Origin of the sequence: Marinobacter sp. (assembly GCF_041595835.1) — a bacterium.
Classification (GTDB): Bacteria; Pseudomonadota; Gammaproteobacteria; order Pseudomonadales; family Oleiphilaceae; genus Marinobacter.
The window spans coordinates 1-20,005 of sequence record NZ_JBFHJO010000047.1; the positions used below are offsets into that span (position 1 = coordinate 1).

Below are 20,005 nucleotides of genomic sequence, written 5' to 3' on the forward strand. Positions count from 1 at the left end.
ATTGCGATGGTCTTTGTGATTGTGTTGTTTATTTTGATAGTGTTGACACTCTCAGTCTGGCGGCTGTTGGATCAGCGCGCTGACCTTAACGCTATGCATGATCTTGCCGTCAACCAACCTGAACAACCTCCTAACTTCACCGCCGATATGATCGCTCATCTACCTGAACCGGCACGCCGCTATTTTCTGTACACGATTAAACAGGGCACTCCGCTCTCTGAGGTCGCCAGCATCGCCATGGTCGGGCGTTTCGGTATGGGCAGCAGGGACAAACCCAACTATCTGGATTTTGCGGCAACTCAGGTCTTGGCCATGCCTGCCGGATTCGTCTGGAAAATGCGTGCGCGGCGTGGCCTGATGAGATTGTCTGGGTCTGACAGCGAGAGGTGGACGCGGTTCTGGCTAATGGGTTTGCTGCCAATCGCGCGCTTGGGCGGGGATAGGGACCATACACGTTCTGCGTTTGGCCGCTATGTAGCCGAAGCCATCTTCTGGACACCTGCGGCGGTGTTGCCCCGCCCTGGAATTGTCTGGGATAGCCTGGATACTGATCGCGCCCGGGTCACCGTACACTATCAGGGCCTTTCACAGTCGGTAGACCTGACTGTAGGAGCGGATGGTCAGCCGATACAGGTCAGGTTTGAGCGATGGAGCAATGCAAATCCGGAAAAGCGGCACCGGCTGCAACCGTTCGGCGGTTATCTCTCAGAATTCCAGTACTTCGGCGGGTTTCGCCTGCCTACTCACGTGGAAGCCGGAAATCACTTTGGCACGGATCAATATTTCCCATTTTTCGTGACGGATGTGACCGCTGTCGAGTTCCCCCATGAATGATTCCGGCCATCGATTTATCGACCTTCGGCAATGGGTTATCTCCCACCCGCTACTGGCTTTTCCGCTTTTTTACCTTGGCTGGGCCTACCTTTTCTGGGTGCCGGTGTTGTTGTCAGATGAGTCGGTGTGGGTGTTTCCGAACCTGTTGTGGTTCCTGATCGGGGGCGCCAGCCCGCTGTTGGCAGGGCTTGTGTTAGCGGCACTGACAGGCGGTAAGGCGCAGGTTCTTGACCTGGCGCGCCGGCTGGGTGACTGGCGACGCATTCCCGGCCGGTGGTGGTTGGTGATTCTGCTTTTCTGGCTATGCCTGGATCTGGCCATGGCTGGCATGGCGCTTTGGCTGGGCATCACCGATTCGCCGCTCGATGTAAACACCTCCCTGTTTCTCAATCCGGGTATGTTGCTGTTTCTCCTTCTCCTGTCGTTCGTATTTCCGGCCATCGAGGAAATAGGCTTGCGGGGATACTATCTGGATACCCTGCAACAGCACTTCGGCCCAACAACGGCGGGCCTGGTAAACGGCACAGTGTGGGCTATCTGGCACGCACCGTTTGTGTGGTTCCCCGGCTATTACGCCAATACCACTTTTAACCCGGAGCTATACTGGTGGCTGCCTATGATCGTCTGCCAGACTCTATTGATTGTGCAGGTCTACAACCGGGCTGATCGTAGTATTCTGGCGGTGTTGATCTTCCACGGTATGATGAACTTTACCGGTGAGTGGCTTCGCATCTCACCAGACATGTACCCTTTTATGTTGATCGGCAATCTCCTGGCTGCTGTTCTTCTGGTTCTCTGGTGGAATAGAAAGAAGGTCTGACCGATGTCCTGGATGGTAATGCTCACACAGGTTATTCTACCACTGGCGCTGCTGGCCTGGATGGCGATTTACCCAGCGGCGGGATGGCTTGCGTGGGGGCTCCAGCTTGTCTCGGTAACGTCGGTTCTGCTGGGTATTGGCCTTGTGTTGCTGTGGGCTGTGCCGCCGTTTTGGACACCTTATGCCTACGGTCTGTTACTGATCCTTATCGTGGCCACTCACCTGTTCCGAAAAGGTACCCCCGGTCCCGGGCTATGGCGGGCGTCAGCGGCTAGCTCTGTCATAATTCTGATGGTGGCAGCGCTGGGCTTGTTTGGCGGCTACCTGGCGTGGTACGCAATGAAGGGGCGAGTGCTGCCCGGGGAAACCGTGGTCAACATAGCCCCTCCCTTTCCTCCGGGGCACTACCTCATTGCCCACGGAGGGAGCACGCCGATGATCAATGCGCACCTCAAAACCCTGAACCCGGCAGTCGAGCGCTTTGGCCCCTGGCGCGGTCAGAGCAAGGCCCTGGATATCTTCCGGATTACCCCTCTGGGGTTTCATAAGGATGGCTGGCAGCCAACAGACCCGGCCAGATACACAACCTTTGGCGTGCCGGTTCTCTCGCCATGCAGCGGCGAAGTGGCCCTGTCAGTTGATGGCATCAAAGATATGCCGGTTCCCGAAATGGACCGCGATCATATGACTGGCAATTATGTCGCTATCGATTGCGGAGACTTTTTCGTGATCCTTGCGCATTTACGGCAAGGAAGCACCGTCGTAGTGACCGGGGATAGGTTAAAAACCGGTGACGTCTTGGGACAGATGGGCAACTCAGGGAACAGCTCGGAACCGCACTTGCACGTTCATGCTCAACGAGGGCTGCCAGCAGAAGTTCCTTTGGCCGGCGATCCGATATGGCTCACCATCAATAATCGATTTCTGGCGCGCAACGACATACTACACCTTGCTCAGTAAGACAAAAAGGAACGTGTGGAACCATTCCTGAGAATCGTTCCACTCGAAACTGGAAAATCCGGCATGATAGAGTCCTGAGTCAGAGACAAATGCCGATATCAGGGCGATGTAAAAGGCCCGCTTTGAGAACAAAGCGCAGGCGTTACGCCCGAATCTGAATGTTCGCTTTGCGACCTTTTCGATCATGGTAGATATTTCCACTTAAAACCTCGTTTATGGTGAAAATATTACCGCCCAGCCCCCAGCCCACCGGAGAAAAAAAGAAGAGAAAAAAAAGAATAGGAATACGGGTGCTTTGAGCGGGTCGGCACCGGTGGAGGAGGTAGCGCCTTTCGCACGGGGAAAGAGCCTTCACGACCGGATTGTGACATGGAGTGATAATTGCTGGGTACAAGGTGTTTTATGACTCTTGGGTAGCTGGGAATATATTTTATGGCACACAGAACCTTGCTCGGCATGATCACCCCTTCTTCGAATACCGTTCTTGAGCCGATTGTCGCAAGTGCAAAGTTACTTGCCGATGCGCTTCCATCGTCCATCTCCTGGAATGGGACATCGGCAAGCTGGCTGGGATTTGAACGGGATAAAACACTGTGTCTTGCGATCGAGTCAGAAACTGGTGTTCCAGCTACATCAAGCGTGCTTGCCCTTAATGAACTTATAAAGAAAAACAACATTGAGCGGATTGCGCTGGTTACACCTTATCTGGGAGATGTTCAGAACAAGATTATTGAGAATTATCACTCGATGGGGGTTCATTGTGTTGCTGAAGTTCATTTCGAAGAGCGGGATAACTATGCTTTTTCAGAATTCAGCGAGGCTGATATTGAGCACGCCATCCGTGACCTGGCAAACAGTAAACCACAGGCAATAATCGTTCTTTGTACCAATCTTCGAGCGGCCCGTCTGGTAGCACGACTCGAGGAAGACATTGGTATTCCAATCTATGACTCTATCGCGGCTGTCGTCTGGAAGGCGCTACGACTCTCTGGTGTCAGGACCGATACCTTGGCGGCGGACTGGGGCAGCATATTCAGGCAACAAGATTCATAACACGAGCACATATGATTGCATTATTCGCAACGGTACCCTTGTTACGGCATCCATCCTTGAATAGGGCTATTGACTGGCCTGTCCCTGCCAGATGTCATCGCGGGGCAGGTTTACAAACGTGCCGGAAAGACATCCGGAGCAAGTGGATGGCGCTGGCAGCGTTCGTAAATGCGCTCGTAGGCGTCGCTCAGTCGGCCAACGGATTCCTCAGAAAGGCGAATGTGGGGTTCCAGTTCGCGGTGGGCTTGGTGAATGTCGTTAATAATACCGGCCTCATCAATTCTGGTCAGCTCGCCTTTGTCCATGACTTTTTCGCCGTCAACAAAGATGTAGTCGATACCACGTCCTGATTGGGAGTAAACAAGTTGCCGAACAGGATCATTCATTGGTGTGAAGGCAATATCGTCAAGACGGTAAAGCACCAGATCGGCTTTCATGCCTTCCTCAAGATACCCCAGATCATTTCTTCCAAGCGCCTGGGCTCCGCCCTGAGTTGCGGCTTTCCAGGCTTCGTTAGCGCCAATCCATCGTTGGTAGCTGTCGCCCCGAAGTTTCTGCACCTGGGCGGTATTGTAAAGCACTCTTAGCATGTCGACCCCCTCAATGGAGCCGCAGCCGTCACTGCCAAGAGCAACGTTGATGCCGGCATCCAGCATTTCCCGCATGGGCATCAATCCGCTGCCAAGTTTGAAATTGCTGGAAGGGTTATGCTGCACCGAGACGCCTCTCTCTGCCATGATCTGAAGTTCTCTCGGCGTAACCCAGACACCATGAATAATACTGGTTCCTGGTTTGAGAAAACCAATGCGATCAAGGTATTCAATCATGGTTGATCCATAAAACTCGTAGCCGGTAATTACCTGCATCCGGGTTTCCTGAACATGAATCATCACTGGAATCTGCAGCTCATCTGCCATCGAACGGACTGTTTTCAGGAACCCCTCGGTACAGCGTTGTGGTGCAGAGGGGGCGGCTATATAGGCAACGCGGTTGTTATCCGGATGATGCTTAATGGCAAGATCCCTTGCGAAAGCGATCAAATCTTCGGCAGAGGTTGATGCGGTGCTGTCGAGTTCTGCAAGAAGGTCTGGTGGCAATTCTTCATCAACGAAGGGAACGCCGCGGAAAAAAGGTTTATCAAATAGTGTAATGCCGACGTAGGCCCGAATGCCGATGTCTTCGTAGGCCTGGTAGGCTGCTTCTACCAGCTCCGGATCGAGTCGCGGGCTGGCGTTAAGGTCATCCACTAAGGTTGTCGCGCCGGTTCTTAAGGCTTCGATGGCACTGATCATCGTACGAAGATAAACCTGGCGCGGAGTCACAGGAAGTGGCTGCAACGGTCTGACGAAGTTCATCCACAGCTCTAGCGGCAGATTGTCGTAACGGCCCTTGTGAAAGTTTTCATGACTGTGGTGGTGGCCGTTCACCATGCCTGGCGCAGCAAGGTGGTTGCTGACATCAATGATTTCACCTTCAGCGCTGGCCGGATCGGACGGCTGAATCTTATGAATCAGGTCTCCTTTGATGACAATGTCCACGGGGGCGTGGCTGACAGGCCCTCCGCGCCCCAAAATTGCTCTGCAACCGGTGAGTGTTATGGTGTTCATGGTTGCATCGGCCCAGCCCAGCGATTCATTCCCACGTCACGCGCCGTTGCCTTGAGATACATTTCCCGATAGTAGGGGGCTAGACGATCAGCCGATTCGGTCATTTCCTGAAGTTGGCGCTCAAGCTGATCTGCATATCCTCGTACCTTCTTGCGAAGAGCGGGTTCATCAACCGTCAGAATTTCTCCGTCTTCCACGACAATTTTGCCATCGACGATGGTCATTTTCAGGGACGCACCATTTTCACAAAACACCAGGGCACGCTTCAGGTTGTGCAACGGCGTAAATGGCAGTGTGTCCAGGTCTATCAGCAGCATGTCGGCACGGAAGCCTTCCTGGAGCATGCCCACTTGGTCCTGGAGCCCCATAGAACGAGCACCGCCTCTGGTAAGCATTTCGAGGATCTCATCTTCTTTTGGCCACTGGTGATATTCAGGGTCAGCAATTTTGTGAACTAAGCCTGCGGTTTTACCGACTGTCCAGAGATTGCAGCCGTCATCGACGGGAACTTCGTCTATTCCCAATCCAATGTTTATACCGGCCTGCTTCAGCCGACGGAAAGGCATGACGCCACTACCGATTTTGAGGTTGGAAATGGGATTATGAACAATTGAGCAGCCTGACTCAGCCATGGCTGCAATATCATCATCATCCACCCAGATCGAGTGGATGACAACCGAGCGGTCGGTCAGTACGCCCTGATCTTTGACGTACTGGATAAATGACTTTCCATGCATTTCCTGACCCAGGACTCGCTGTAGCTTGGTTTCGAGAATGTGCATGTTGTAAGGAATGTTGTATTTCGCACTTAGGTCATTGAGTGCTCTGAGGCAATCTGGCGTAACTCGTTGGGGGGCTGAGCAGGAGACAGAACACCGGATTCGGTTGCCGGAAGTGCCATGCCATTTATCGATAAATTGCTCATAGTGGCCAATGAGCTCATCCGTGGTCAGTAGCGGAACTTCTTCCATTTCCGTGCGAATGTCATCGGGTAAAAGATCATAAAGGAACGGGTATTTCTCGTATTCCCTGACGTTGACCTGGCACATCGTAACGGATGCTCTGATGCCCGCATCGGTATAGGCCTGCATTACGGCTCCAACTTCTTCCTCGGTCGGTACCGGCACAAAAAAACAGTCATCGTGGTTGGTGGTTACGCCCTGCTTGAGCAATTCGACCGCGCCCAGCATCGTCCGGGTATAGGCGTAATCGCCATCGACGGTCTGGCACTGTAAAGGAGGAACTTCATAGAGCATATACAGTTCCAGAGGGGCATCAACTAGGGCTCCCTTTAGAAAGTTAACCGGGGAATGAAAGTGAGCGTTAATGAGCCCTGGCATGACCAGCTTGCCCTGGCCATCGATTACACGGGCTCCTTCAGTATCGATCCCAACCGAGGCGTCCGGGCCGATTTTCTCTATGATTCCGTTAGCAATGAGTACGTCGGCACGCTCGTACTCAGTGTCATTGGTGTCCATGGTTAACACTCTGGCATTGCGGATGACGATGTCCATCGTTAGTTATCACCTGTGTCTGATTTTGGGACTGATTTATTGCGAGCTAAAGAAAGGCGGGTTCTCGGATCGAGGGCGTCCCGGAGCGTATCACCCAGTAAATTAAAGGCGACCACGACGACCATGATGGCTATGCCTGGGAGAAGGGAGATGTGAGCCGCGTTGAACAGGTATTGGCGACCATCACTGGTGATAATGCCCCATTCTGCCGTGGGTGCCTGAACACCAAGGCCTAGAAAACTCAGGCCAGCGGCGGTGATTATGATGTTGCCGACAATGGTTGTGCTGTAAACAATGGACGCAGCAACCACATTCGGGAGCATCTCAACGAAAAGGATCTTAGGTGTGGGCGTCGCGGATGCTATTGCGGCTTCAATATAGCTGCTGTTTCTTTCCTGTTGTGCTGCTACATAGACAACACGGGTGTTGTAGGGAAGGAGAACGATCGTCAAGGCAATGATCATATTGACCATACCCGGGCCCATAAATGCGGCCAGCATGATAGCGAGCAGTACCATAGGAAATGCGAACAGAACGTCCATCACCCGCATAATCACCGATCCGAATTTTTCGTTCCAAGCAGCGATTAGCCCAAGTGGAATGGCGCATAGCGCGCTTAGAAAAACTGGAGTGATGCCAGCAAACAATGTGGTTCGGGCGCCCCAGATCAAACGGGACAACATGTCACGCCCCTGATGATCCAGCCCCAAAAGATGGTCAGGCGTACCGATTCCTTGCAGCCGTAATCTGGGGAAGCTGACGGTAGGATCAAAGGGGGCAATCCAGGGGGCGAGCAGGGCGGCAAGCGCTACCAGGCTCAGAATCAGTGAACCGACCAATGCATACCGGTCTGCAAGTATGCCTCTCCAGATAAAATAGAGACTGGACCGGGATTTCAGGGCTTGAGGTTTCGCCCCGATAACTTCAGCGTTTGATTGCATCGAGTGACCTCACTATGTAGTCAGACAGAAAGTTGCTGATCACAAACATCAGTGCGATTACCAGTGAGCAGCCCTGAATCATGGGTACGTCTCTTTGAAGGATTGCGTCGTAAAGCTGCAGACCGATGCCTGGCCAGTTAAAAATAATCTCGCTGAATATTGCGCTACCAAACAGGTATCCCACCTGAAGGCCGCTGATATTGACAAAAGAAGGCAGGGCATTACGCACCATGTGCACGTAGTTCAATCGTCTGCGGCGGATACCGCGCGAACGAAGGGCCGTCATATATGTCTTGGTAATGACATCGATCATTGCTGACCGTGTCACTCTCGTTACGATCGCAATGGATGAGGCTGCGGTTGCTATTGCCGGAAGTGTGGCGTGGTGAACGACCTCCCAGAATCCCCCCGGGTTGTAAAAATTGTGCATTCCCGATGTGGGAAAGAAAGGGAATTTGATGCTGAACACATAAAGCAGCAGGATTCCGAGCCAGAAGGTCGGTGCTGAAGCCATGACCAGTGTCCCGAAAATGGCCAGTCGATCACCAATTTTCCGGAAATGCGTGGCCGAATAGACAGAAAGCGTGAAACTCAGGGTAATAACTAAAAATAGGCTGAACCCCATCAGAATCAGTGAATTTAAAATCTTTTCACCGAGCAACGTAGACACTGAAACACGCTGGGAAATAGAGAATCCAAGATCGAAATGAAGAAGATCCCAAAGCCAGATTCCATATTGCACCAACAGCGGTCGATTAAGGCCTAGTTCTTCACGAAGTGCCTGTACGGCGGTGTCTGACGCCTGCTGCCCCAGAACTGTTCGCGCAACATCTCCTGGAACCAAATAAACTGAAATAAACACGACAAAACTGACCCCAAGCATTACGGGGATCATTTGCAGTAAACGCATCAAAACAAACCGAGGCATTATGTAGTCTCCGCACGAGCCAGTAAGAATCCGCCCACTTAATAGCTGGGCGGATTACTGAACATCGTTAAGCTAGGGTTGGTATCTCAGTTTTTGACCAGACCGGTATAGTCGTGCCAATGCTGAGGTGCTAGAACAAATCCGGAGATATTTGGTTGCATTGCATAAATGGCGACCGGTGTGTAGTAAGGGATGAACGCCATATCGTTTGCAACGACCTCCTGTAACCTGGCCAGGTGGCCCAGCATCTCACTCTCGGAGGTTGATGAGCGGGCGTTTGCCAGGAGTACATCAATTTCAGGATTGTCGTAGTAGCCTGCGTTGAATCCGTTTGGTGGAATAGCGTTACTAGCGATAACTTGGTCCAGCCAGAAGAAACTGGTTTCACCCCATGAGACTGACATGAACCCGGTTCCCTCCCGGATTCCACCTCCAAGCATGTCCCAATAGGTGCCGTTATCGAAGGATTCGATTGAGGCATCAATGCCTATTTTGGCCAGGTCGCGCTGAATCCATTCCGCGTCGCCGATGGTGTTGACGTCACCACCGCCACCCATGGTCCAGTCCAGGCGTGTTTCAAAACCGTCGGGATAACCCGCTTCTACCAGAAGCTTTTTGGCGCCTTCCGGATCATACTCGCAATCTTTGAAATCGGGGTCATAACCTGGCCCGCCATAGTTAAGTATGCCTGTTGCAGGCCGTGCATAGCCATTACGGTGAAACTCCGCCATGCCTTCACGGTCAAGCGCCATACATACCGCACGGCGAACGCGCACATCTTTTAGCGGCTCTTCTTTAAAGTTCACCCACATCATATAAATTGTAGAAATTGGGCTACTTACAATCTCAAGGCCTGATGCTTCAAGCTGGTCAATTGAATCAGGGGAAGGTGACGAAATCATATCGACTTCGCCACTTCTAAGGGCGAGCTCTCTGGTCGCTACTTCTGAAATAGGCCTGAACATCAGGCGCTCAATTTTTGGAATGCGGCTTTCATCCCAGTAATCGGCATTCCGGCTTAAAACCGTCAGCTCACCGATTGAACGTCGCGTAAACTTGTAAGGTCCCGTGCCTACGGGGTTTGTTTCTACACTGTCATTACCATGTTTACGGATGGATTCAGGGCTGATAAAACGGGGGGTTCCTGAGCCGCCCATCGCCAGCCGTCGGATGAACTCAATGTTTGGTTTGTTAAGCTTGATCTCAAAGGTGTAGTCATCAACAACACGGTAACTTTCAAGATCTTGCCACATCCACCGCATTAGCCCACTTGCAATGGACTGATAATATTCAAAATCCGGATCAAGCATCCTGTCCATGTTGAATTTTACGGCGTCGGCATCGAAGTCTGTACCGTCGTGAAATTTAACGCCTTTGCGAAGATTGAATGTGTAGGTCAGGCCATCGTCGGAAATGTCCCAGGATTCCGCGAGAGCGGGCACAATCGGTGGTTGTTCAACATTATCCTGCGTTAAATCTTCCGCGACAAAACCTTCAAATACATGCATGAGAACGCGAAAAGTATTCCATGTCGTTGATGCGTGAGGGTCTAATCTGGACAGGTTTGCTTCGATAGCAATAGCGACGGTATCTTTAGGTGTTGCCTGAGCATTTGCCTGTTCGGGTGCAAGGCTAAGGCTACTTACCGCGATAGCTGCAGCCAGAGCACTTGTTGCTCCGAAACTACTCCATCGTGATGGCTTTTTGGTGTTCATTGGCATAATCACTCTCCTTGATACTTCGAGTTTAAATCTGACGGGCTAAAGCCTGTCTCTTCGTTGTAGAGATGACAGGCCACACTCCGGCTATCATCGACTGATCTGAGTTCAGGTGTTGTTACTCTGCACTGAGGCATTGCATGCGTGCACGCGGCTTGAAAAACACACCCTTCGGTAGTCATTTGAGTTCCTTCCACGTCTTCAATTCTGCTGGCTACTTCTAACCAGCGGGCACCACCGTCCATTGTCAGAATGGTGTCTATGAAGTTTCGGGTGAATGGGTGTCCAGGCAGATCATGAATATCGTCACTCATACCGGATTCCATTATCTGGCCGCGGTACATAACCAGAGTTCGGTCGCACATATAGCGAACGATGCCAAGATCGTGCGAGACGAATAAGAATGCGATACCAAAACGTTTCTGGAGTTCTTTAAGCAGGTTGAGAATTTGCGCCTGTACGGATACATCCAGTGCGGACACAGGTTCATCCAGTATCAGGAGTCGGGGTTCAAGTGCCAGCGCTCTTGCGATTGCAATACGCTGACATTGGCCGCCACTGAATTCGTGGGGGTAACGCGATACCGAGTCGGGATTCAGGCCCACGACTTCCATCAGTTCTCTGGCTTTTGCCAGGGCTACTTTTTTGGGCGTAGAAAAGTTGAGCAGTGGCCGCGCTATACTCTCGCCGATGGTTCGTCTTGGGTTGAGAGAGTGCAGGGGATCCTGGAACACGACCTGAATATCGCGCCGGTATAAACGCATACGATCAGGGCTGATTTCGGTAATGAGCTCTCCATCAAACCAAACTTCGCCGCTATCAGGTTCAATTAACCGTGTGATAATCCTCGCCAGAGTTGACTTACCTGAGCCGGAACCGCCTACCAGCCCGACGGTTTCGCCGGGATAGATATCAAAGCTGACTCCGTCTACAGCTTTCGTGGTGGCAACATTCTTTTTGCGTATAAGGCCGGTGGTCGTGCTATACGTCAGGTGAATATTCCGGGCGGACAACAATGGTTGGGTCATACCTTATTCTCACTCAGGTCGATCAGGTGGCAGCGTGCTGTGCGATCTTCCGCGAGTGCTCTGAGCTCGGGGAGCTCCTCCCGGCATCGTTTAACGGCCAGCTCACAACGGTCAGCAAAACGACATCCCGCTGGCGGGTTAACAAGATCCGGAGGTGTACCCGGAATCTGATAAAGGACGTCGTCGTTGCCAACATCATCCGGCACGGATTTGATAAGCGACCGGGTATAGGGGTGCTGTGGATTGCAAAGAACTGCGTCGACAGGGCCTTCTTCTTGTATGTGTCCCGCGTACATAACCACAACACGGTGTGCAATCGCTCTTACAACACCGAAATCATGGGTGATCAGGAGAATAGGTAAATCATGCTCAATGTTTAGTTTTCGAAGCAAAAACAGTACCTTGGCTTGAATTCCTACATCCAGGGCTGTGGTTGGCTCATCGGCAATTAACAAGTCGGGATTGCAGGCGAAGGTGATGGCCAGGGCCACCCGCTGGCACATGCCGCCACTAAGCTGATGAGGATAAGACGCAGCAACTCGTTCCCAGTCATTGAAGCCGACTTGTCTCAAGCCTGTTTCGATATACTCCCGGCATTCTTTAGGGCTCAAGCCTGGCTGGTGACGCGATAAGGTTTCCTGAAAGGCTTCTTGGATAGTGAATGAGGGATCAAGGCTTCCCCGGGGATTTTGAAACAGCATGGCAGCAGACGTTCCACGAACAGATTCCAGTTCTTGTTCTGTCATGGCCAGAATATTCTGACCGTTCAGCGTGATGGAGCCTGAAACAAACCGTCCTGGTGGAGTATTGATGAGCTTTAAAGCTGCCAGCGATGTAACACTTTTTCCTGAACCTGATTCTCCAACGAGGGCAACGATCTCTCCTTTGTTTACTGAGAGGCTAACGTTGTCGACGGCCCTTAAAGGGCCGGATGGTGTGTCAAACCAAATTTTGAGATTGGATATTTCAAGCCCTGATGAGTTACTTTCGGCTTGATTTGTTTGTGCTGTGCTTTGTTTGTTCGCCATGTCTTAACCACAACGGTAGATGAAGTGGAAGGCACGCCAACCTTTGAGCCGTTGAGGCTAAATGCGCTTATGATGTTTACCAATCAATGATTGGGCCAGAATTAATATTTACGAGTAAAAACAGCATGATATAGGTTTTTTTTGTGTGTGTGACCAAATATCAGCTGCACTTTAATGCTTCAGTTATGGGTAGGGGTGCTCTAAAAATGAGCACAATCACGTGATAGGGAGAACATCTAATCAGCCATCCCAAGTTTTTTCTCCATATAAACAGCCCATTCGCGGTAAACCGCAGCGCATGCCTCAGGTTCATGGCAATGATATGGGATGCTTCTGGATTCAACCGGAGTGCCGGCTTCGGCGCGCAGGCCCTCAACGCCAATGTCGGCATAAGGTGTATCGGAAAGACCACTGTATGCATTAAAGGCGTCCAGGTGTGAGGCGCCATAATACACTTGTGATATTTTTGCCAAACGGATGGCCACGGTGCACATAGGGCAAGGCTCACCAATGGCATACATGGTGCAATCGCTCAGATCATTAGTTTCGAGGCGCTGGCAGGCGTCCCTTATTGCTTCGATTTCGCCATGGGAGGTTGGGTCATGCCTGGCTATTTCGTGGTTGAGTCCCTCGCCTATGACGACCCCATTTCTCACTAAAATTGCACCGAATGGCTGAGTGCCGGGCAGGGTGAGTGCTTTACGGCTAAGGTCTATGACCATGTCCATGAATTTTTGCTCGTACATATTTTTTACCATCGTGGTTTATAAGAAGTGGACTGGGTGGCAGAGGTAAGCAAGCATCAAGCCATGTCGATTTGGTTAGCTGGAGGGAGTGTGCGGTAAGCTTGTGAGGCAGTCTTCAGTGACTGGGAATGTATAGACGTGCATTGGATCAGTGCGTTCAACAAGACAACTGCACTGTTTTTAAGCCGGATGACTGAAGTGAGGGGGAAGCCGCAGAGGCTGCAACCTCTGCGGCTTCTGACAGCGCTGGGTTACTGAACGTCTACTTCAATAGCCTTGGGTTTAGCAGGCTCTGCCTTGGTCAATGTCAGGGATAACACGCCATCCTTAAACTTGGCTTTAACACTGTTTTCGTCGACGTTTTCGGGCAAGGTAAATCTACGCAGGAAACTGCCGTAGTACCGTTCAATACGGTGCTGCTTGTTCTCGTCGGTTTCTTTCTCGTGCTTGCGTTCACCCTGAATGCTCAAGACACCGTTCTGTACCGTAACCTTCACGTTCTCTTTAGGTATACCCGGTAGTTCTGCCTCAATAGTGAAGGCCTCCGGGGTTTCCTTGATATCCACGGCCGGGATCCAGTCGCTACTGTTGAACAGATCATTCCCGCCCGACTCATCGTTACTGCGTGTCAGGCCAAGTAGCCGGTTGTAACGGTTTATCATGTTGTCAAATTCATTGATCGGGTTCCAGCGTGTAATGTTGGACATTCAAATTTCCTCCTAGGCATTTGAAATCTAACAGTGATGCCGGCACCGTTCGCGGAACAGAAATCCATATCGACGGCATCAATCGAATGGTTCTCCGGGAGCGGCCTGATGTAAATATTGGGAACGTTCACCTGTTTTTCAACCCGATGGGTAACGACATTGCTTCAATGCGGGTTGAAAGCTCAGATAACTGAACTGGCCAATGGTGTTGTCCTGTTTTAGATCAGAAGATGGTATTAGACTGGGTAACAACGCTGACCTGCTCGACGGAGACGAAAGACCTCATGAAAGATGCGAGCCCTCTCGATGCGTTTGCCAAGACTATCGATACAGTGACGCAAGAGTTGGCCGTAGATCCGCAATACGGGCTGGCTGATAAAGACGCTGTTGATCGCCGGAATCGCTATGGTATGAATTGTCTGAGAGCGGCCCCTAGGCAAAGTATACTGGTCATTCTGACAAATCAGTTTAAAGGCGTAATTGTATGGCTTCTCGCCTTTGCCGCAGGGCTGTCTTTTTACTTCCATGATATTGCGGAAGGCAGTGCGATTATCGTCGTTCTGGCGATCAATGCTGTGATCGGGTTTGTCTCGGAACTACGCGCTGCTCGGTCGATGGAGGCATTGTTGAGCATCGCTTCCGTCACCACCCAGGTTCGGCGTAGCGGAAAGGCGGTGCGTATCGATGCGCAGAATCTGGTACCAGGCGATATTGTCTTGCTGGACGCCGGGGATATAGTCACCGCAGATATACGGATTACCCGCGCTTCGAATCTGCAATGTGACGAATCTGTATTGACCGGGGAGTCCGTGCCTGTAGTCAAGCAGACTGAGCCGGTTTCAGCAAACGCAATGCTTGGAGACCGTGCCTCTATGGTGTTTAAAGGCACGGCGATCACCCAGGGCTCGGGCGAAGGTATTGTTGTTGCCACTGGAATGGAAACTGAACTCGGGCATATCAGTCATCTGGTGCAGTCTGCTGACTCGGTTGTTTCACCTCTGGAAAAACGCCTTGATCGACTGGGGCACCGGTTAGTCTGGCTCACATTGGTACTTGCAGCACTGGTGATCGGCGCCGGTATTTTGCGTGGCCACGAACTGGCGATAATGATTCAGACTGGCGTAGCGCTGGCGGTTGCAGCTGTGCCTGAGGGATTGCCCGTGGTTGCTACACTGAGCCTGGCGCGCGGTATGTGGCGCATGGCTGCGCGCAATGCGATTGTTTCGAATCTGTCTTCAGTGGAAACCATGGGTGCGACCACGGTAATTCTAACCGATAAGACCGGTACGCTGACTGAAAATCGTATGACTGTTGTACGGTATCTTGTGTATGAAACACATCTGAATCTGAGTCGTCAGGGCGACACAGTACGTTTTGAATGTGAGGGGAGACAGCGTGATCCGAAACAAGACGCACGCCTTGGTACCTTGTTACAGATCGGAGCGTTATGTAACGGTGCATCGTTAGGAAATGGAGGGCAACTTCCTGCTGGCGATCCGATGGAGTTGGCGCTGCTGCGCGTAGCCGTTCAGGCAGGTCAGGGGCGCGAAACCTTGCTGACTGAATATGAAAAAGTCGGCGAATACGCTTTTGATCAAGATGCCAAAATGATGGCTAGTGTACATAGAGCCGAAGGCGGTTTCCTGTATGCAGTCAAGGGAGCGCCCGAAGCGGTTATTGATGCCTGTAGCCACTTCCTTGGTCCAGACGGTGTTCAGGTAATGGACGTTGCAGCGCGAGCTGACTGGCTGAACAGTGGTGGGGCTGCGGCGAGCGAAGGATTGCGCTTGCTTGCCATGGCGATGAAACAAACGAACCGCGACGATGAGCCTCCCTATGAAAGTCTGACGCTGGTGGGGCTGGTCTGCTTGCGTGATCCTTTACGCGCTGATGTCGCCGATGCGATAGCCGCTGCTCGCGCTGCAGGTGTGCGGGTAGTCATGATGACCGGTGATCATGCAGACACAGCTTCTGCCATAGCCAGCCAGGCAGGATTGGGAGGCGGCAGCAACCTGACAGTCATTGAAGGAAATGAGCTGGCAGACTTCGATCCTGAGACGACGGATGGAGATCTGCGCGAACGTCTGCTTTCTGCTGACGTTTTTGCACGTGTGGACCCCGCAACCAAGTTGAACCTTGCGACGTTTTATCAGCACAGAGGCCATATCGTAGCGATGACCGGTGATGGCGTAAATGACGCACCAGCACTGAAAAAAGCCGATATTGGTATTGCGATGGGACAGCGTGGAACGGAGGTTGCCCGTGAAGCTGCAAATATGGTCCTCAAGGATGATTCATTTAGCACGATTATCGAAGCCATGCGTCAGGGGCGTGTGATTTTTGAAAACATTCGCAAATTTGTTATCTATCTGATGTCGTGCAATGTCAGCGAAGTTCTGGTTGTTGGGTTAGCCGTTGGTGCAAATTTGCCAATGCCGTTGCTACCACTTCAAATTTTATTTCTGAACCTTGTGACAGATGTCTTCCCCGCCTTCGCCTTGGGCCTTGGAGCAGGCGATGAAACGGTTATGCGCCAACCACCTCGTGACCCGGCCGCGTCGATCATCGACCGAAACCGGTGGATTAGTATCGCCGTATTGGGCGGGGCGATAACCTTAATGACGCTTGCTGCATTCTGGCTGGCGCTGTATTGGTTGATGCTGGACATTGAGGCATCCGTCACGGTTGCCTTCCTTACTCTGGCTCTGTCGCAACTATGGAATGTGTTCAACGTTCGAACGCTGGGAGGGCGGGTATTCGTAAATGAGGTGACACGCAACCCGTGGATCTGGGCCTCAATTGTGTTGTGCCTTGCATTAATCGCGGCAGCCCTGTGGCTACCAGGCCTATCTGGCATCCTGAAACTGCCTGACCCAAGTCCTGCTGGATTACTGTTGGCTATGGGGGGCAGCTTTGGATCGCTTGCGATAGGGCAGGTCTTTATCGCCGTCCGGTCATTAAAACAGGCTGCTGATTAATATAAAAACCACCCCGGTTTCGATAAATCAGGCCAAGGCAACCTTCAGCCCAATCGCCGCCAGCAGTCCTGCCACAATCCTGTTTTGTGCTTTTTGCATCCCCCTCCTTGACGCTGTAAACGCAGAAAACCTTCCTCCCATCACTGAATAGACAAGATCAAACCCCAAACCGATGCAAACCAGAATTAGCCCGAGCAGGGTGAACTGGAAAGCGACATCCTGCTCAGGATTGATGAACTGGGGCAAGAGAACGGAACAGAAAATGAGTGATTTTGGGTTAAGCAGGTTGGTTAGGACGCCTTGGCTGAATGATCGTAAATATTGGTTACTGGGGGTTCCCGATAGCGTTTCTGAACGTTGACTAGCGGTGGCATCCAGGGTTAGGAATCGCCAGGCCAGATAGAGCAGGTAAGCTGCACCGGCAAGCCGGACAACGTGATAGAGCACCGGCGTGTTTTGTAGCAGTGCCGCCAACCCGAGTGCTGCCAGCAGTACGTGCAGAGTTCTGGCCAGGGAAAGCCCGATGCTGACTGCCACGGCTTGCCTGGCTCCGTTATTCAGGCTCGTACTGAGTATCAGGAGCATGTCTGGGCCGGGTGTCAGGTAAATTGCCACCAATGCGGTAGAAAATAGGAACAGGTCAGCCATGTCCACGCCTTCAGGTTAAGAGAGAAATGATCAAAATCATACGCCAGATAAGGTGGCGAAGGTTTAAAAATTGTACTCGCAGCTGGTCAAACATTGGATAGATTGACGATTAAGCTCAAAAAATACAACGGAAGCTACCAATAATAAATTTTGATCTATAGTTACGTTTGGGAGGGGGCAAATGAAGAAAAATAAACAGGAATAGTCTGACGAATGTGACCAACTGATCAGGTGAGCGATTCGTTTGCCATCGGAATGACCATTTCGGCCAGGTTCGTTCGATACACTCATTTGTTGGCGTCATGGAACTTCAGAGTCAAAATATGTTGCGAAAAAACTTAGCCAGGTCGCCTTCGACGCCAACGGACCCTTGTATTCCGGTGCACATGTTATTTAAACGCTTTGTTCTGATATACCTGCCGACCGCTATCTTTTTTTCAATGGTCCTGTTTTCGGCCATGCAATTTGACAAGCGATTGAGGGTGGAAAATACCGGCATACGTGAGGCCAGCCGCATTGATGTTGCTAAAGAGCGGGTTACTCGAGATTTGTTGTCGGTTGATACTGATCTTCGGGTTGTCGCTAATTTACCTGTGTTGCAACGGTATCTCGATAATGAAAATCCGGCTCTGCGAGAAGAGCTGGAACAGATGTTTTTAGTGTTTGCACAAGAAACACAGCTCTATGACCAGATGCGTTATCTCGATGCCAGCGGCAACGAAGTGGTCCGTATAAACTACAATGACGGTAAGCCATTCATCGTACCGCGTGAGCAGTTACAAAATAAGACTGAGCGCTATTACTTCAGAGATACACTGGGTCTTGATCAGGGCGAGACGTTTATCTCTCCGTTAGATCTGAATGTTGAGCATGGCAAACTGGAGGTTCCCTACAAACCAATAATTCGTTACGGCACACCAGTATTTGATAGTCAGGGACGTAAGAAGGGCATCATTATGCTTAATTATTTTGGTGATGTGCTATTGCAGAACTTTCGTACGGTGACGCAGGGTAGCCTTTTGCACAGTAGCATGCTGCTTAATAGCGATGGTTATTGGCTGAAAGGCGTCAACACTGACGATGAATGGGGCTTCATGCGGGGCAATAATGACCGGAAGTTTGGGCATGATTATCCTGACGTCTGGCGTGTTATTTCTTCGACAGAACGAGGTTCTTTATTAACAGAACAGGGATTGTTTGTTTACGCTACCGTTCACCCGTTATTGGAAAAGGAATCCTTATTAAGAGATCCTTCTCTGGACGATGCGCGACGAAACAACGACGCTGTGAGGCAGGATGAGCACTGGAAAGTCGTGTCCTTCGTGTCAACGGAAAATCTATTTGAAAGTGCCTTCTATAATCAGTCTTTTTACAGAATATTACTGATCGCTTTATATTTAATTCTGGCTCTGGCTTCATACTTGGTTGCGCGGATTGTATTAAGCCGGGAACAAGCGAAGCGAGATGTTCTGAAGCTCAATGCAGAGTTGGAAAATCGAGTTATAAAGCATGCAGAGGAAGAAGAAAAACTATCAATCACGCTTAACTCTATTGGCGATGGCGTCATAGCGACGGATGCGGAAGGCCGGGTAACACGAATAAATCCTATTGCTGAACAACTTACCGGTTGGACTCAAGACGCAGCATCTGGGCGCCCGATCAATGATATCTTCCACATTATCAACCAGGAAACACGGTTACCTGCAGCTATCCCGGTAATGGATACTATCGCGACAGGTACGATACACGGTTTAGCAAATCATACGGTGTTGATTGCTCGCGACGGCAGTGAACGTGCTATAGCCGACAGCTGCGCACCGATCCATCACCCCGATGGCGAGTCGGTGCTGGGTGCGGTTCTGGTGTTTCGTGATGTAACCCAAGACTATGCGGCACAAGAGGCTTTGCGAGAAAGTTCCATACGCATCCAGACCATTCTTAATTGTGTTGGTGAGGGGGTAATTGGCATCGACACTGACGGAAACATTATGTTTGAGAATCATGTTTCCAGAAACATGCTTGGTTGGGAGGAGCACGAAATAATTGGGCAGCCCGCGCACATGCTGATGCATCATACCCGGGCGGATGGCTTGCCTTATCAGCCAGGCGAGTGCCACATTTATGCCGCACTTCAAGGCGAAACTTCTGAGCAACTTGAAGATGAGGTCTTTTGGCGAAAAGACGGCACCAGCTTTCCCGCCTCTTACTATGCTGTTCCCATGAGAAATAATGATAACGATATTGTTGGTGCCATTGTGTCATTCCGTGACATCACCGATAGAAAGCGTGCTGAAGAAAATCTTGTTCTCGCCAAAAATGCCGCAGAGCGTGCAAACCAGGCCAAAGATTCATTTCTTGCCACTATGAGTCATGAGATCCGCACGCCGCTTGCCGGAGTGCTCGGTATGCTCGAAGTGCTTTCTTTGTCACCACTGAATAAAGAGCAGGACGCAACTCTGAAAGCCGCATGGGATTCCGCCAGGAATCTCTTACGG

16 protein-coding genes are annotated in these 20,005 nt (G+C 51.2%); 6 read left to right on the forward strand and 10 right to left on the reverse strand.

The window, feature by feature from the left end; translation table 11 throughout:
• The 4 genes from ABYA77_RS12590 to ABYA77_RS12605 all read left to right on the forward strand — a co-directional run.
• Positions 1–834, forward strand: an 834-nt coding sequence (locus ABYA77_RS12590; protein ID WP_372966320.1) for a DUF6544 family protein, incomplete at its 5' end; no start/stop codon positions are given.
• Positions 827–1,654 carry a CPBP family intramembrane glutamic endopeptidase gene (locus tag ABYA77_RS12595; protein WP_372966321.1) on the forward strand — a complete coding sequence of 276 codons (828 nt, stop codon included), beginning with the start codon at positions 827–829 and terminating at the stop codon, positions 1,652–1,654. The genes ABYA77_RS12590 and ABYA77_RS12595, both read left to right, overlap by 8 nt.
• A gap of 3 nt (positions 1,655–1,657) precedes the next feature.
• Positions 1,658–2,614, forward strand: coding sequence for a M23 family metallopeptidase (locus tag ABYA77_RS12600; RefSeq protein WP_372966322.1), 957 nt, complete (start codon positions 1,658–1,660; stop codon positions 2,612–2,614).
• A gap of 432 nt (positions 2,615–3,046) precedes the next feature.
• Positions 3,047–3,667, forward strand: coding sequence for an aspartate/glutamate racemase family protein (locus tag ABYA77_RS12605; RefSeq protein ID WP_372966323.1), 621 nt, complete (start codon positions 3,047–3,049; stop codon positions 3,665–3,667).
• Positions 3,668–3,777: 110 nt separating this feature from the next.
• Here the strand turns inward: ABYA77_RS12605 and ABYA77_RS12610 are convergent, their stop codons facing one another.
• From ABYA77_RS12610 to ABYA77_RS12650, 9 genes are all read right to left on the reverse strand, one after another.
• The gene (locus ABYA77_RS12610; RefSeq protein ID WP_372966324.1) at positions 3,778–5,274 is read right to left on the reverse strand and encodes an amidohydrolase family protein; all 1,497 of its coding nucleotides are present in this window, start codon (positions 5,272–5,274) and stop codon (positions 3,778–3,780) included.
• Positions 5,271–6,788, reverse strand: a complete 1,518-nt coding sequence (locus ABYA77_RS12615; RefSeq protein ID WP_372966325.1) for an amidohydrolase family protein — start codon at positions 6,786–6,788, stop codon at positions 5,271–5,273. The genes ABYA77_RS12610 and ABYA77_RS12615 overlap by 4 nt, the downstream gene beginning before the upstream one ends.
• Before the next feature lie 2 nt (positions 6,789–6,790).
• Positions 6,791–7,729 (reverse strand): ABC transporter permease, encoded by a 939-nt coding sequence (locus tag ABYA77_RS12620; protein WP_372966326.1) that lies wholly within the window; start codon positions 7,727–7,729, stop codon positions 6,791–6,793.
• Positions 7,713–8,657: an ABC transporter permease gene (locus tag ABYA77_RS12625; protein ID WP_372966327.1), complete on the reverse strand. Its 945-nt coding sequence runs from the start codon at positions 8,655–8,657 to the stop codon at positions 7,713–7,715. The genes ABYA77_RS12620 and ABYA77_RS12625 overlap by 17 nt, the downstream gene beginning before the upstream one ends.
• Before the next feature lie 86 nt (positions 8,658–8,743).
• Positions 8,744–10,378: an ABC transporter substrate-binding protein gene (locus tag ABYA77_RS12630; protein WP_372966328.1), complete on the reverse strand. Its 1,635-nt coding sequence runs from the start codon at positions 10,376–10,378 to the stop codon at positions 8,744–8,746.
• Positions 10,379–10,380: 2 nt separating this feature from the next.
• On the reverse strand, positions 10,381–11,403 hold the full coding sequence (locus ABYA77_RS12635; RefSeq protein ID WP_372966329.1) for an oligopeptide/dipeptide ABC transporter ATP-binding protein: 1,023 nt from the start codon (positions 11,401–11,403) through the stop codon (positions 10,381–10,383).
• On the reverse strand, positions 11,400–12,431 hold the full coding sequence (locus tag ABYA77_RS12640; protein ID WP_372966330.1) for an ABC transporter ATP-binding protein: 1,032 nt from the start codon (positions 12,429–12,431) through the stop codon (positions 11,400–11,402). Before ABYA77_RS12640 ends, ABYA77_RS12635 begins: the two co-directional genes overlap by 4 nt.
• 236 nt (positions 12,432–12,667) lie before the next feature.
• A complete protein-coding gene (locus ABYA77_RS12645) occupies positions 12,668–13,177 on the reverse strand; it encodes a nucleoside deaminase (protein WP_372966331.1) in 510 nt (169 codons plus the stop codon).
• A gap of 251 nt (positions 13,178–13,428) precedes the next feature.
• A complete protein-coding gene (locus tag ABYA77_RS12650; RefSeq protein WP_372966332.1) occupies positions 13,429–13,884 on the reverse strand; it encodes an Hsp20/alpha crystallin family protein in 456 nt (151 codons plus the stop codon).
• A 284-nt stretch (positions 13,885–14,168) separates the two neighbouring features.
• Between ABYA77_RS12650 and ABYA77_RS12655 the strand changes: the two genes are divergently transcribed.
• The gene (locus tag ABYA77_RS12655) at positions 14,169–16,862 is read left to right on the forward strand and encodes a cation-translocating P-type ATPase (protein ID WP_372966333.1); all 2,694 of its coding nucleotides are present in this window, start codon (positions 14,169–14,171) and stop codon (positions 16,860–16,862) included.
• Positions 16,863–16,889: 27 nt separating this feature from the next.
• Here the strand turns inward: ABYA77_RS12655 and ABYA77_RS12660 are convergent, their stop codons facing one another.
• Positions 16,890–17,510 carry a LysE family translocator gene (locus tag ABYA77_RS12660; RefSeq protein WP_372966334.1) on the reverse strand — a complete coding sequence of 207 codons (621 nt, stop codon included), beginning with the start codon at positions 17,508–17,510 and terminating at the stop codon, positions 16,890–16,892.
• A 386-nt stretch (positions 17,511–17,896) separates the two neighbouring features.
• Here ABYA77_RS12660 and ABYA77_RS12665 point away from each other — a divergent pair.
• A partial coding sequence (locus tag ABYA77_RS12665) for a PAS domain S-box protein (RefSeq protein WP_372966335.1) occupies positions 17,897–20,005 on the forward strand: 2,109 nt, incomplete at its 3' end.

What these genes read in the sequence shown, in the direction of transcription:
- ABYA77_RS12595 (WP_372966321.1), top strand. Translation starts at nt 827, where the DNA reads ATGAATGATTCCGGCCATCGATTTATCGACCTTCGGCAATGGGTTATC.
- ABYA77_RS12600 (WP_372966322.1), top strand. Translation starts at nt 1,658, where the DNA reads ATGTCCTGGATGGTAATGCTCACACAGGTTATTCTACCACTGGCGCTG.
- ABYA77_RS12605 (WP_372966323.1), top strand. Translation starts at nt 3,047, where the DNA reads ATGGCACACAGAACCTTGCTCGGCATGATCACCCCTTCTTCGAATACC.
- ABYA77_RS12610 (WP_372966324.1), bottom strand. Translation starts at nt 5,274, where the DNA reads ATGAACACCATAACACTCACCGGTTGCAGAGCAATTTTGGGGCGCGGA.
- ABYA77_RS12615 (WP_372966325.1), bottom strand. Translation starts at nt 6,788, where the DNA reads ATGGACATCGTCATCCGCAATGCCAGAGTGTTAACCATGGACACCAAT.
- ABYA77_RS12620 (WP_372966326.1), bottom strand. Translation starts at nt 7,729, where the DNA reads ATGCAATCAAACGCTGAAGTTATCGGGGCGAAACCTCAAGCCCTGAAA.
- ABYA77_RS12625 (WP_372966327.1), bottom strand. Translation starts at nt 8,657, where the DNA reads ATGCCTCGGTTTGTTTTGATGCGTTTACTGCAAATGATCCCCGTAATG.
- ABYA77_RS12630 (WP_372966328.1), bottom strand. Translation starts at nt 10,378, where the DNA reads ATGCCAATGAACACCAAAAAGCCATCACGATGGAGTAGTTTCGGAGCA.
- ABYA77_RS12635 (WP_372966329.1), bottom strand. Translation starts at nt 11,403, where the DNA reads ATGACCCAACCATTGTTGTCCGCCCGGAATATTCACCTGACGTATAGC.
- ABYA77_RS12640 (WP_372966330.1), bottom strand. Translation starts at nt 12,431, where the DNA reads ATGGCGAACAAACAAAGCACAGCACAAACAAATCAAGCCGAAAGTAAC.
- ABYA77_RS12645 (WP_372966331.1), bottom strand. Translation starts at nt 13,177, where the DNA reads ATGTACGAGCAAAAATTCATGGACATGGTCATAGACCTTAGCCGTAAA.
- ABYA77_RS12650 (WP_372966332.1), bottom strand. Translation starts at nt 13,884, where the DNA reads ATGTCCAACATTACACGCTGGAACCCGATCAATGAATTTGACAACATG.
- ABYA77_RS12655 (WP_372966333.1), top strand. Translation starts at nt 14,169, where the DNA reads ATGAAAGATGCGAGCCCTCTCGATGCGTTTGCCAAGACTATCGATACA.
- ABYA77_RS12660 (WP_372966334.1), bottom strand. Translation starts at nt 17,510, where the DNA reads ATGGCTGACCTGTTCCTATTTTCTACCGCATTGGTGGCAATTTACCTG.